The 13,809-nt window shown below is 31.3% G+C and carries 9 protein-coding genes; 8 read left to right on the top strand and 1 reads right to left on the bottom strand.

The window, feature by feature from the left end; all coding sequences use genetic code 11:
* Positions 1–188: 188 nt before the first annotated feature.
* The 4 genes from dnaB to bshA all read left to right on the top strand — a co-directional run bounded on the left by dnaB (position 189) and on the right by bshA (position 5,307).
* Entirely contained in the window at positions 189–1,709 is a 1,521-nt protein-coding gene (dnaB, locus tag EC396_RS08510) for a replicative DNA helicase (protein ID WP_129366285.1), read from the top strand.
* Positions 1,687–3,003 carry an asparagine synthetase B gene (locus EC396_RS08505; protein ID WP_370276452.1) on the top strand — a complete coding sequence of 439 codons (1,317 nt, stop codon included), beginning with the start codon at positions 1,687–1,689 and terminating at the stop codon, positions 3,001–3,003. Before dnaB ends, EC396_RS08505 begins: the two co-directional genes overlap by 23 nt.
* A 95-nt stretch (positions 3,004–3,098) precedes the next feature.
* A complete protein-coding gene (locus EC396_RS08500) occupies positions 3,099–3,944 on the top strand; it encodes a transketolase (protein ID WP_129366284.1) in 846 nt (281 codons plus the stop codon).
* 229 nt (positions 3,945–4,173) lie between these two features.
* The gene (bshA, locus tag EC396_RS08495; RefSeq protein WP_129366283.1) at positions 4,174–5,307 is read left to right on the top strand and encodes an N-acetyl-alpha-D-glucosaminyl L-malate synthase BshA; all 1,134 of its coding nucleotides are present in this window, start codon (positions 4,174–4,176) and stop codon (positions 5,305–5,307) included.
* On the opposite strand, the gene aroB is transcribed toward bshA, so the two are convergent.
* On the bottom strand, positions 5,304–6,371 hold the full coding sequence (gene aroB, locus EC396_RS08490; protein WP_129366282.1) for a 3-dehydroquinate synthase: 1,068 nt from the start codon (positions 6,369–6,371) through the stop codon (positions 5,304–5,306). The genes bshA and aroB overlap by 4 nt on opposite strands.
* A gap of 85 nt (positions 6,372–6,456) precedes the next feature.
* Between aroB and EC396_RS08485 the strand changes: the two genes are divergently transcribed.
* From EC396_RS08485 to EC396_RS08470, 4 genes are all read left to right on the top strand, one after another.
* Positions 6,457–7,623: a proline dehydrogenase family protein gene (locus EC396_RS08485; RefSeq protein WP_129366281.1), complete on the top strand. Its 1,167-nt coding sequence runs from the start codon at positions 6,457–6,459 to the stop codon at positions 7,621–7,623.
* A gap of 148 nt (positions 7,624–7,771) precedes the next feature.
* Positions 7,772–9,541 (top strand): translational GTPase TypA, encoded by a 1,770-nt coding sequence (typA, locus tag EC396_RS08480; protein ID WP_129366280.1) that lies wholly within the window; start codon positions 7,772–7,774, stop codon positions 9,539–9,541.
* A gap of 135 nt (positions 9,542–9,676) precedes the next feature.
* Entirely contained in the window at positions 9,677–10,165 is a 489-nt protein-coding gene (locus EC396_RS08475; protein WP_129366279.1) for a hypothetical protein, read from the top strand.
* 479 nt (positions 10,166–10,644) lie between these two features.
* Entirely contained in the window at positions 10,645–13,641 is a 2,997-nt protein-coding gene (locus EC396_RS08470; protein WP_129366278.1) for a glycoside hydrolase family 2 protein, read from the top strand.
* Positions 13,642–13,809 lie beyond the last annotated feature (168 nt).

The following is a 13,809-nucleotide window of genomic DNA, read 5'->3' as shown; positions in this document are numbered from 1 at the left end:
AGACTTGTTAACAACAATTGTGTAAAAATAAAAACAAAAATTAACAGTAAAACTGTGTTTTAAAAATTACATTTGCTAAACACACAAAATGAAAAATACATTTTATTTTTTTATAAAATGAAATACGAACTTTTAATTACAAGTAGTATTCAACTAATTAATAATTAAATATTTATAAAATTTACTAAGTGAAAAGTTTACAGCCAATCCCATCTAAAACATTTAAAAAAAGTAATGTTATAAGTCTTGAAAAAGGAAAAATTCCGCCACAAGCTATTGATTTAGAAGAAGCCGTTTTAGGTGCAATGATGATTGACAAAAAAGGTGTTGATGATGTTATTGATATTTTACATTCAGAGGTTTTTTACAAAGAATCACATCAATTAATTTACGATGCTATTTTTACTTTATTTCAAAATACAGAGCCAATAGATTTATTATCAGTCTCTAACCAATTAAGAAAGTCGGGTAACTTGGAAGCTGCTGGTGGCGATTTTTATATTGTTGGCTTAACTCAAAAAGTATCTTCATCTGCACATATCGAGTTTCACGCTCGTATTGTATTGCAAAAATACATTCAACGTAAATTAATCACCATTTCTTCTGAAATTATTGAAGAAGCCTATGATGAAACTGTAGACGTATTTGATTTGCTAGATGATGCTGAAACCAAATTATTTGAAGTAACTCAAGGAAATTTAAAAAAGAGTTCAGAATCTGCTCAAGGTCTTGTTGATCAAGCGATTAAAAAAATACAGGAGATTTCTAATAAAAAAGGGATGAGTGGTGTTGCCACTGGTTTTACACGTTTAGATGAGTTAACATCGGGTTGGCAACCATCAGATTTGGTAATTTTAGCCGCACGTCCTGGTATGGGTAAAACGGCTTTTGTAATGTCTATGGCTAAAAATATGGCGATAGATTTTGACAGTCCTGTTGCTATTTTTTCGTTAGAGATGTCTTCCGTTCAGTTAATTACACGTATGATTTCTAGTGAAACTGGTATTTCTTCAGGAAAATTAAGAAAAGGAAATTTAGAACCACATGAATGGGAGCAGTTAAATGTAAAGGTGAAAAATTTAGCAAAAGCACCAATTTTTATTGATGATACACCTTCTTTATCTATCTTCGATTTACGAGCAAAAGCACGTCGTTTAGCATCGCAACACGGTATTAAAATTATTGTAATTGACTACTTGCAGTTAATGACAGCCGGAAGTGCTTCAAACGGAAACAGAGAACAGGAAATTTCTACAATTTCTCGAAATTTAAAAGCATTGGCAAAAGAATTATCCATTCCTGTAATTGCACTTTCTCAATTATCTCGTGCTGTTGAAACGCGTGGGGGAAGTAAAAGACCTTTATTATCCGATTTACGTGAATCTGGTGCAATTGAGCAAGATGCCGATATTGTTTCATTTATTTTTAGACCAGAATATTACGGACTTACAGAGTGGGATGATGAAGAACATACACCTTGTGAAGGTCAGGCTGAATTTATTGTTGCTAAACATAGAAATGGTGGTTTAGAAAATATCAGACTTAAATTTACAGGTCATTTGGCACAATTTAGTAATTTAGATGATGGTTCAAGTAGTGAATTTCAGTCTAAAATGAATGTGAATCCAACCAGTGGAATGACACCTAGTGCTGAAGAAGCTTTTGGAATTCACGACAATTTAGAAGATGATGGTGAAGTTCCGTTTTAATAAAATCCTTTTTTCAAAAACTAAAAAAACGGCAGTACAATTTGTATTGACCGTTTTCTTGTTATTAATATCTCCATCTTTATTTGCATCTTTTATTTTAATTCCAATGGATGCAGTTACACAAACCAATCATTTAAAAGCTTACGGAATTACTTATTGGTCTTTAGAAAATGGAAACGCTGCCAAATGGTTGTTAAATTATGAAGGTGGTTCTTTTTTATTAGAAGACAATGAAGCAACCCGAAATGAATGTAAAATTAGAGGGGTAACCTTTCAGGTAATTTCCGACACACAAGTAGCGCAAATTTTAGATGAAATTAGTAGCCCGTCTTTGAATATGGAGGCTGTTGATTTAGAAAAAGCACCAAAAATAGCGGTGTATTCGCCAAAAGATAAAATGCCTTGGGATGATGCTGTAACTATGGTTTTAACCTATGCTGAAATTCCTTTTGATGTAATTTATGATGAAGAAGTTTTAAATGATAAGCTACTTTTATATGAATGGCTGCATTTACACCACGAAGATTTTACAGGTCAATACGGTAAGTTTTATGGTGCTTATAAATCGGCACCTTGGTATATTGAACAAAAAAAAGCTTCAGAAAACTTAGCCAAAGAACTTGGTTATTCTAAAGTATCACAAGAAAAATTAGCCGTAGCAATAAAAATAAGAGATTTTGTAATTGGAGGCGGATTTATGTTTGCAATGTGTTCAGCAACTGATAGTTTTGATATTGCTCTTTCTGCGGAAGGTGTTGATATTTGTGAAACGATGTTTGATGGAGATCCTTCAGAAATAGACTATCAGCAAAAAATAGATTTCAATAAAACTTTTGCATTTAAAGATTATACTTTGGTTAGAAATCCCAACGAATATGAGTTTTCTTCTATAGATATGACTTCAAAAAGGCAAAGTATTCAACGTACATCCGATTATTTTTTATTGAAGGAATATTCAGCAAAATGGGATCCAGTGCCTACAATGCTATGTCAAAATCATACACAATTGGTAAAAGGTTTTATGGGGCAAACTACTTCATTTGATCGAAATACAATAAAATCTACGGTTTTGGTAATGGGTGAAGTAAATAAAAATCAAGAAGCTCGTTATATACATGGTGTAAAAGGAAAAGGGATGTTTACTTTTTACGGTGGTCACGATCCTGAAGATTATCAACATAGAGTAGGTGATCCTAAAACCGAATTGGATTTATTTCCAAATTCTCCAGGCTACCGATTGATACTAAATAATGTATTGTTTCCTGCCGCAAAAAAGAAAAAACAGAAAACCTAAGTTGTTAATAACATAGCAATAAATTTTATTTAAATATTTAGGAATAAAAACTTCAAAAAGAGTACTTTTACCGCTTCAAAATTAAAATATAAAAAATGTCAACTACACAAGAATTGCAAAATTTTGCACAACAAGTAAGAAGAGATATTGTTAGAATGGTGCACGCTGTAAATTCAGGTCATCCAGGAGGTTCATTAGGATGTAATGAGTTTTTAACAGTTTTATATCAAGATGTTATGAGCTATTCAACAGATTTTACAATGGATGGCATTAATGAAGATTTGTTCTTTTTATCAAACGGACATATATCACCTGTTTTTTATAGTGTTTTGGCTAGAAGTGGTTATTTTCCTGTAAAAGAATTAGGAACTTTTAGATTGTTAAATTCGCGTTTACAAGGTCATCCAACAACACACGAAGGTTTGCCAGGTATTAGAATGGCTTCAGGTTCTTTAGGTCAGGGTATGAGTGTTGCATTAGGTGCGGCTCAAGCAAAAAAATTAAATGGTGATCATAAATTGGTTTACACTTTACACGGTGATGGCGAATTGCAAGAAGGTCAAAACTGGGAAGCAATTATGTATGCTGCAGGTAAAAATGTAGATAATTTAATTGCTACTGTTGATTATAATGGTCAACAAATTGATGGTTCTACAGACCAAGTTCTTCCTTTAGGAGATTTAAAAGCTAAATTTGAAGCTTTTGGATGGATTGTTCTTGAAGAAGAAAAAGGAAATGATATTGATGCAATAAAAGCAGTATTGGCTAAGGCAAAGTCTTTAACGGGTAACGGAAAACCAGTTTGTATTTTATTAAAAACAATGATGGGTAATGGTGTTGATTTTATGATGCACACACATGCTTGGCATGGTAAAGCACCAAACGATGCTCAATTAGAAAGTGCTTTAAATCAAAATCCTGAAACTTTAGGAGATTATTAATTTTTGATAAAATTAAATAATTATAATATTTAAAAATAGCTATAACTTAGGTTGTAGCTATTTTTATTTATAGTTTTATCAATTACCAATTCTAAATTGTCAATAGAAAATTAGTAATTGTTAATTGGTTTTGTAAGTTTACGGTTATATTTACAACTATTAGTGATATGAAATGAAGTTGAATAGTGATTATTCAATTTTATAATCTTTTAATCATTCAAAATATAAAATGAAAATAGGTATTGTTTGTTATCCAACATTTGGAGGAAGTGGAGTAGTAGCAACTGAATTAGGAATGGCATTGGCCAATAAAGGTCATCATGTACATTTTATAACTTATAAACAGCCAGTTAGACTCGATTTTATTTCTAAAAACATTCATTTTCATGAAGTTTTTGTTGAAGAATATCCTTTATTTCATTTTCAACCTTACGAATTGGCATTGTCTAGTAAAATGGTTGAAGTTGTTCAAATGTATAATTTAGAAATTTTACACGTTCATTATGCAATTCCACATGCTTATGCAGCATATATGGCAAAGCAAATGTTAAAAGAAAAAGGGATTGATATTAAGGTGGTTACAACACTTCATGGTACAGATATTACTTTGGTAGGAAGTCATCCAAATTATAAAACAGCCGTTGAATTTAGTATCAACAATTCTGATATAGTTACTACGGTTTCTGAAAGTTTAAAACAAGATACTTTACGTTTGTTTAATATTACGAATGAAATTCATGTAATTCATAATTTTATAGATTTTGAAAAATACCCTGAAATAAGCTCTTCTGAATGTCAGCGCAATACCATTGCAAACGACAATGAGCGTATAATTACACATATAAGTAATTTACGTCCTGTTAAAAGAGCCGCAGATGTAATTGCTATATTTAATAAAATTCAGCAAAAAATACCTTCAAAATTATTATTGGTTGGCGAAGGTCCTGATCGTGAACATTTAGAGTTTCAGGCAAAAGAATTGGGTATTTTAGATAAGATTTTATTTTTAGGAAATAGCAACGAAGTAAATAAACTATTGTGTTATTCCGATTTATTTTTATTACCATCACAAACTGAAAGTTTTGGTTTGGCAGCTTTAGAAGCTATGGCTGCCAGAACGCCTGTGATTTCTACAAACGCTGGAGGTTTGCCAGAGGTAAACATACAAGGTGTTACTGGGTTTTTAAGCAATGTTGGTGATACTGACGATATGGCTAAAAACGGAATTTATATTTTAGAAAATACAGATAGATTACAGCAGTTTAAACAAAATGCTGTAGCGCAGGCAAAACAATTTAGTTTGCAAAATGTTTTACCTGCATACAAAAAGTTGTATAGAAAAGTTTGCCCTAATTGTTGTTAAGCGTTGTAATAATCTAAAGCTTCAATAAGTAAATCTTTTTCTACTTTACAATCTAATTTAAATTTTTCTAAGCTAGTTAATAGTACAAAATTTACGCGTCCGCCAACGTTCTTTTTATCGTGGATTAATAATTCCATAATACCATCATAATCAGCTTTGTTTATTTGAACCTTTCCGTAAATAGCTATAATTTTTTCTTTGATGTCTTTTAAAGTTTCAGCAGGAAAATTCAATAATTTTTCAGAAATAAAAGCTTCAGTAATCATACCAATTGCAATGGCTTCACCGTGCGTTAAATTTTCTTTTTCTTCCGATTCTAAAAAGTAAGATTCAACAGCATGACCTAAAGTATGTCCATAGTTTAAAATTTTTCTTAAACCACCTTCTTTTGGATCTTCAGTAACAACTTCATTTTTAATTTCAATAGAACGGTGTATTAGGGTACTAATATTTTCTAAATTCAATTCATCAAAATTATTTATTGCATTCCAAATATTAACATCGTAAGTCAAGCCATATTTAATAATTTCAGCCAAACCAGATCTAATTTCACGCTCTGTAACTGTATTTAAATAAGTTGTATCAATCAATACCATCTCTGGATCAGAAAATAAACCAATTTGATTTTTTAACACACCTAAATCAACACCGGTTTTACCACCAACAGAGGCATCAACCATACTTAATAAAGTTGTAGGAATATTGATAAAAGTGATACCACGTTTAAAGCATGAAGCAACAAAACCACCTAAATCTGTAATTACACCACCACCTAAATTAATCATCAAACTTTTACGGTCAGCACCCAATTCGGTTAGAGCATGCCAAACGCCAGTACAGGTCTCAAGATTTTTATTTTCTTCACCTGCTTCAATTTCAATAATTTCAATTTCTAAAGTTGTTTCCAATGCTTGTAGCAAAAGTGGTAAGCAATATTCATTGGTATTTTCATCAACTAAAATAAATATTTTAGAGTGCTTTGTATCGGCTATGTACTTATTTAATTTTAAATAAGCGTCTTCTTGAAAATTTACGTAGTAATTATTGGATAAAATAGGTTGCATGTTGGGTAATATTTTTGTGCAAATTAAAGGTAAAAAAACGAAAAAATAAACTGTTTGTAAATATCTTTGTTTAAACACATACACAATGGAAAAAATATTTGACAATACTGAAGTCGCTTTTGCTGTAAAAACAAATTCGGAAATAGATAGAGCATTTTATTTATTTGAAATGATTAAGCGAGAGCCTTTGGTTAAAATTGGTACAGCTGTTACCAAATTTGCATTGAAAACACATTTGCCTGTTGAAGGACTAATTAGAACCACTGTTTTTGACCATTTTTGTGGCGGAGTAACTGAAAAAGATTGTATGCCAGTTATTGATAAAATGTATACTAAAAATGTACATTCGGTACTCGATTATTCTGTTGAAGGAAAAGAAGTTGAAGAGCAGTTTGATTTGGCTCTTGAAAAAACCTTGAATACCATTAAATTTGGTACAGAGAAAAAGAGTATTCCGTTTGCTGTTTTTAAACCAACCGGATTTGGGAAATTAGAAATTTATAGAAAAATTACTGAGGGCGAACAACTTAGTGCCCATGAAGAATTGGAATGGCATAGAATTAAAGAGCGCTATGATATTGTTAGTAAAGCTGCTTTTAAAAGAGATGTTCCTTTATTAATTGATGCTGAAGAAAGTTGGATGCAAGATGCCGCAGACAATTTAATTGAAGAAATGATGCGTAAATACAATACTAAAAAAGTAATTGTATTTGGAACGTTGCAATTATACCGTTGGGATAGACTAGATTATTTAAAACAGTTGCATAAACGCGCAAAAGAACAAGGTTTTAAGGTGGGAATGAAGTTAGTGCGTGGTGCATATATGGAAAAAGAACGTGAACGTGCCGAAGAAAAACACTATAAAGATCCTATTTGCGAAAACAAGGCAGCAACCGATAAAATGTTTAATGATGTGTTAACTTATATGTTTGAAAACATTGATGATATGGCAATTTTTGCAGGTACTCATAATGAAGAAAGTTCTTATTTATTAATGAGTTTAATAGCAAATTCAGGTTTAGAAAAAAATGACAAACGCATTTGGTTTGGTCAATTATATGGTATGAGCGATCATATTAGTTACAATTTAGCAAAAGCAAATTACAACGTTGCAAAATATTTGCCATTTGGTCCTGTGCGTGATGTTATGCCTTATTTAATTAGACGTGCCGAAGAAAATACTTCTGTAGCCGGCCAAACAAACCGAGAACTAGAATTGTTGAAGCGAGAACGTGAACGAAGAAAAATTTAATTCAAAATAGAAGAAGTTGAAAGAGTTGTTTTTATAACTCTTTTTTATTTTATTGAAAATCAATTAATTAGTTTAATTCGATTCTTTTAATTTTGTAGTGTAAAATAAAATAAAACAACTACTTTTGCAACTTCTAAAAAATCAGAATATGCAATCTATCAGAAACATAGCAATTATTGCTCACGTTGACCACGGTAAAACTACATTGGTTGATAAAATTATTGACCAAGCTCACATTTTAGATGAGCGCAAAGTACGTACCGATTTATTACTAGATAATAATGACTTGGAACGTGAACGTGGAATTACCATTTTGTCTAAAAATGTTTCTATCGTTTATAAAGGAGTAAAAATTAATATTATTGACACTCCTGGTCACGCCGATTTTGGTGGTGAAGTAGAACGTGTATTAAAAATGGCTGATGGTGTATTATTATTAGTCGATGCTTTTGAAGGACCAATGCCACAAACTCGTTTTGTTCTTGGTAAAGCTTTAGAATTAGGGTTAACACCAATTGTAGTTATTAATAAAGTAGATAAACCAAACTGTACGCCAGATTTAGTTCACGATAAAGTATTTGACTTAATGTTTGCTTTAGATGCAACGGAAGAACAATTAGAATTTGCATCAATTTATGGGTCTGCAAAAAATGGTTGGATGAGTTACGACTGGAAAGAAGAAACAGATAATATTGTACCTTTATTAGATTCAATTTTAGAAAATATTCCAGAAGCTCCTTATCAGGAAGGGACTCCTCAAATGCAAATTACTTCATTAGATTTTACATCATTTGTTGGTCGTATTGCTATTGGACGTGTGTTTAGAGGTGATTTGGTTGAAGGAAAGGATTATATGCTTTGTAAAGCTGATGGTAGTTTTAAAAAAGTAAGAATAAAAGAATTGCATACTTTTGAAGGTTTAGGTAAAGATAGAACTGAAAAAGTAAGAAGTGGTGATATTTGTGCTATTACTGGTATTGAAGGTTTTGATATTGGTGATACAATTTCTGATTTAGAAAATCCAGAAGCATTGCCAAGATTAAAAGTTGATGAACCTACTATGAGTATGTTGTTTACCATTAACAACTCACCATTTTATGGTAAAGAAGGTAAATTTGTTACTTCTCGTCATTTACGTGATAGATTGTTTAAAGAAATTGAGAAAAACTTAGCTCTAAGAGTTGAAGAAACTGATACTGAAGATAAATTTAATGTTTTTGGACGTGGAATTCTTCATTTATCAGTTTTAATTGAAACAATGCGAAGAGAAGGGTATGAGTTACAAGTTGGTCGTCCACAAGTAATTATCAAAGAAATTGATGGTGTAAAATGTGAGCCTTATGAAACATTGGTAATTAATGTTCCTGAAGAGTCTGCAAGTAAAGCAATTAATTTAGTTTCTTTAAGAAAAGGAGATTTGTTAGTAATGGAGCCTAAAGGTGATTTACAACATTTAGAATTTGATATTCCTTCTCGTGGATTGATTGGTTTAAGAAATAAAATATTAACTGCAACGCAAGGAGAAGCAATTATCAACCATAGATTACGTGGTTTTGATGCTTATAAAGGTGAAATTGCTACGTCAAACAATGGCGCTATTATTTCTGCAGAAACAGGTAAAGCAACAGCTTATTCAATAGATAAATTACAAGATAGAGGTAAATTCTTTATTGATCCTAACCAAGATATTTACAAAGGTCAAATTGTTGGAGAAAACAACAAGCAAGAAGATATGGCGGTAAATTTAATTAAAGGGAAAAAATTAACAAACGTTCGTAAGTCTGGTACAGATGACAGTGTTAAAATTGCTCCTAAAGTAGATTATTCATTAGAAGAATGTATGGAATATATTAAAGATGATGAATATTTAGAAGTTACTCCATTAAGTTTACGTATGCGTAAAATTAATTTTAGATAAATTTTACATCAAATAGTTTAAATAAAAAGCTTCCATTTTGGAAGCTTTTTTTATATATGAAGTAGTAGTGCTACTCAAGTTACTATATGGTTAAAATTTTTATAAGATATTTGTTTCAAATTAATTTTTAATAAGATGAGATATATAGTTTTAATTATGTTATTTTTTATTGCGACAAGTTGTAATTTTGAAAATAAAACAAAGATTGTAGAAAATAAAGCAGCAGAGATTACAAATGATAACAAAGAAATTTTAAATCTTTTACAGCAAAAATGTTATGCTTGTCATTCAACCACTTCCAAATCTCATGATGAAATAATAGCACCCCCAATGGTTGCAGTTGTAAAAAGGTATAAAATGTCTTACCCTACAGAGCAAGCATTTGTTGAAGCGGTTTCAAATTGGGTGCTAAATCCAACTAGCGAAAATGCTTTAATGAGGGGAGCTGTTGATAAATTTAATGTTATGCCTAAACAGCCGTTTAATAGTGATGAAATTATAGCAATTGCTCAATACATGTTTAGCAATAAATTAGAAGCTCCAGTATGGTTTGAAGATCATTTTAATCAACAACATCCAAATGGAATGGGAATGGGGCAAGGAAAAGGTAATAACAGACAATAATAAAATAATTCTTTTTTTATTTTACGACTAATATTTATGTTTACAATTTATAGCAGAGTAAAGGCAGCATAGTTAGTGAAAATAAACAATTTAATTTTTTTAATAAAAAGCTGAAAAATAAAATAATAAGTAAGTTTTTTAAACCTAAAAAGCCATAAAAAAAGTATCAATACTTTTTTTATGGCTTTTTAATTATAATATAAATGCGCTTCATTTTAGTAAAAAAAATTACCGTTTAATCTAAAGTAGTATTATAAAAATAGCAATATTTAAGTTTAAACCTTAAAATAATTTCAAAACATCCAGGAAGTTATGTAATATAAATAGATGTTGAGTATGTAAGAATTGATTGCAATTGCAGTACGGTACAGGATAGTATAATTTTAATCAAAACTTAAATTAGCATTTGTTAAGAATTATACTTCAAAATTAATTTTTAAGAAATAAACCTTATAAAAATAACAAACATAATTAATTAGATGATGAATAAAAGAACTTTATCAAGATTTGGAAACAAATTTTTAATGATTGTTTTTGCGGGTTTCTTGTTGATTTCCTGTCAATCAAATAGTCAAGTTTTAAAAGAAATTACCCAAGGAAACAGAACCAAATACAATTTTAATCCGGATTGGAAATTTATTCAAGAAAATCCTGAAAATGCAGAAGTATTTAATTATGATGATACTTCATGGAGTACGGTTAGTGCACCTCATACTTTTAACGATGTTGATACTTTTGACGATTTCAGTTTAGGAGGTCATAAAGGAGAAAAAAATCAATGGAGAGGTACTGTTTGGTATCGTAAACATTTTAAACTACCTGCAGCCGATGCTGGTAAAAAAGTATATATTGAGTTCGAGTCGGTTCGTCAAATTGCAGATGTTTATGTAAATGGAAAATATTTAGGTCAAAATCAAACAGGATTTATTCCTTTTGGTTATGATTTAACACCATATCTAAATTTTGGAGATAAAGAAAATGTTATTGCCGTAAAAGTTAATAACGATCGTAATAGTGATGATTTTAGAGATAACGATCCACTTGTTTGGAACCACGAACACTGGCATCCAACACACGGTGGTATTTACAGAAATGTATTTTTACACACTATGGATCCGTTGCATATTACATTGCCACTATACGACAATTTAAAAACTGTTGGAACGTATGTTTTTGCTGATAATGTGAGTGAAAAAAGTGCAGATGTTACTGTAAAGGCTGAAGTTAAAAACGAATATAACGAAGATAAAAATGTAACTTTTGAAGCTGTAATTGTTGATAAAGATGGAAATGTTGTTCAAACGGCAAAAGCATCTGAAACAATTAAAGCAGGACAACAATTCACGTTTGAGACTACAACAAGTGTTTTAAACCCAAATCTTTGGTATACACGCAATCCGTATATGTACAAGGTTGTCTCAATCTTAAAAGAAGGCAATACAGTATTGGATACTTATGAAACACCACTTGGAATTAGAAGTTTCGAATTCAATAAAGATACTGGATTTCATAACAACGGAGAATATGCAAAACTACACGGATGGGGTCAAAAACCTACAAATACGTGGGCTGGTTTAGGAGCAGCATTACCAGATTGGTTACGTGATTATACATACCAATTAATGGATGAAGCAGGAGGAAATTTTATTCGTTGGGGACATTGTGCGGGATCGCCTGCAGAAATTGCAATGGGTGATAAATATGGTTTTGTAACCTTAATGCCTGGTGTAGCTGGAGAATCTCAAGATGAAGGTGAAACATGGAAAATTCGTATGGAAGCTTTTCGTGATATGATTGTTTATTATAGAAATCACCCATCTATTTTTATTTGGGAAGGTGGTAACTGGGCTGAGACTCCTGAACATTACGAAGAGATTTTAGATATTATCAATACTTTTGATCCAAACGGAAAAAGATTGATGGGTAATAGACGTTCAGATACAAAAACGGAATCTGAAAATTATGTTACCATTGAAGTTGGTACTGAAGGTTGGCAACGTGAATTTGCAAGTTTGCCAATTATTGAAAGTGAATATTTGCGTGATGAAGCACCAAGACGTGCCTGGGATAAATCAACACCTGATGATAATTTTTGGACGCATCCTAATATAAGTAAAAATACATACCAAATTGGTTCTGAAGAATTTGCCGTTCGACAAGCAGATCATTGGTGGAATAAAATGGGTAGAAAATCATACCATAGTGGTGGTGCAAATTGGGTGTTTACTGATGGTCCTCATGGTGGTCGTAATCCTACAGAAGTTACAAGAGCAAGTGGTGAAGTTGATGCGGTAAGATTGCCTAAAGAAGCATTTTATGCAGTAAAATCTATGTGGAGACCAGAGCCTCAGGTTCATGTTATTGGTCATTGGAATTATGCTGAAGGAACAAAAAAAGATATGTTTGTAATATCAAATTGTGCTGAAGTAAAATTATACATCAACAATAAATTAATTGGTACAAATAGCGCTGCTAAAAACGGCTATGTATATGAATTTTCAGATGTTGCTTTTGAAGCTGGTGAAATTAAAGTTGAAGGGTATGTTGATGGTAAATTACTAGTTACTCAAACTAAAAAAACAGTTGGAGAACCAGTAGCTATTAAATTAACAACAATGACAGGTCCAAAAGGATGGAGAGCTGATGGTTCTGATATTGTACTTATAGATTTTGAAGTTGTAGATAAAAATGGAGATAGATGTCCGTTAGATAAAGATCGCGTAGACTTTACAATTTCTGGTCCTGGAATATGGAGAGGTGGTTACAATAGTGGTAAAGAAAAAAGTACCAATAATTTATATTTAGATACTGAATGTGGAATCAATAGAGTTGCTGTACGTTCTTTATTAGAAGCAGGAACTGTTAAAATTACAGCTTCAAGAGATGGTTTAACTTCAGCAAGTGTAGAAATTACATCTTTGCCAATAGCTATCGAAAATGGGCTGACAACGGAACTTCCTCAAGTATTTGATGTAGCTTTAGTAGAAGAACCTTTACCAATTTATACGCCTAAAATGGAAGCATACGATCCGGGTGATGATAATAGAAGTGACTTGTTTTCTAAATTTAGTTATACTGGTGACGCGAAAGCAATGTTAAGAACTACGATGGATTGGGGTAAAAAAGCGTATACAGATTTGGATATGAATTATACGGTAATTCCTTCATATCTAAGAGGTGCTGAATATGTTAGAACTCCAGATTCAGACAAAGGTTATTGGGCTAGAGACCTGTTGCAATTTATTGCTGGTGCAGATATGGATATTTATGTGTTGCATGATGATCGTGTTTCACGACCTGAGTTTTTATTGAAAGATTATGTTGATACAGGTGATGATCTTGTTATTGGAGGTGTAACAATGTCTATTTTTAAAAGAACAGCAAAAGCAGGAGAAAGTATTGTAATGGCTGGAAATAGCGATGGAGAAATTCCAAAAGAATGCAGAATGTATACTGTAATTGGTAAGAAAAAATAACAATTAATTAAGTTTGAAGAAAAGATTCTATAGGTAGTTTTAACTATTGTATAGAATCTTTTTTTTTGTTAAATATTAAAAGTTTTATGAAAAGTGCGTACATTAATTGAAATTTAAGCCACTTAGAAAAGTTACAATATCCACCATTATTTAAACTGAAAGAAAACT

Source organism: Lutibacter sp. HS1-25 (assembly GCF_004121075.1).
Taxonomy (GTDB): domain Bacteria; phylum Bacteroidota; class Bacteroidia; order Flavobacteriales; family Flavobacteriaceae; genus Lutibacter.
Note: the sequence above shows the minus strand (reverse complement) of the source record. Positions and strands in the feature narration are given on the sequence as shown.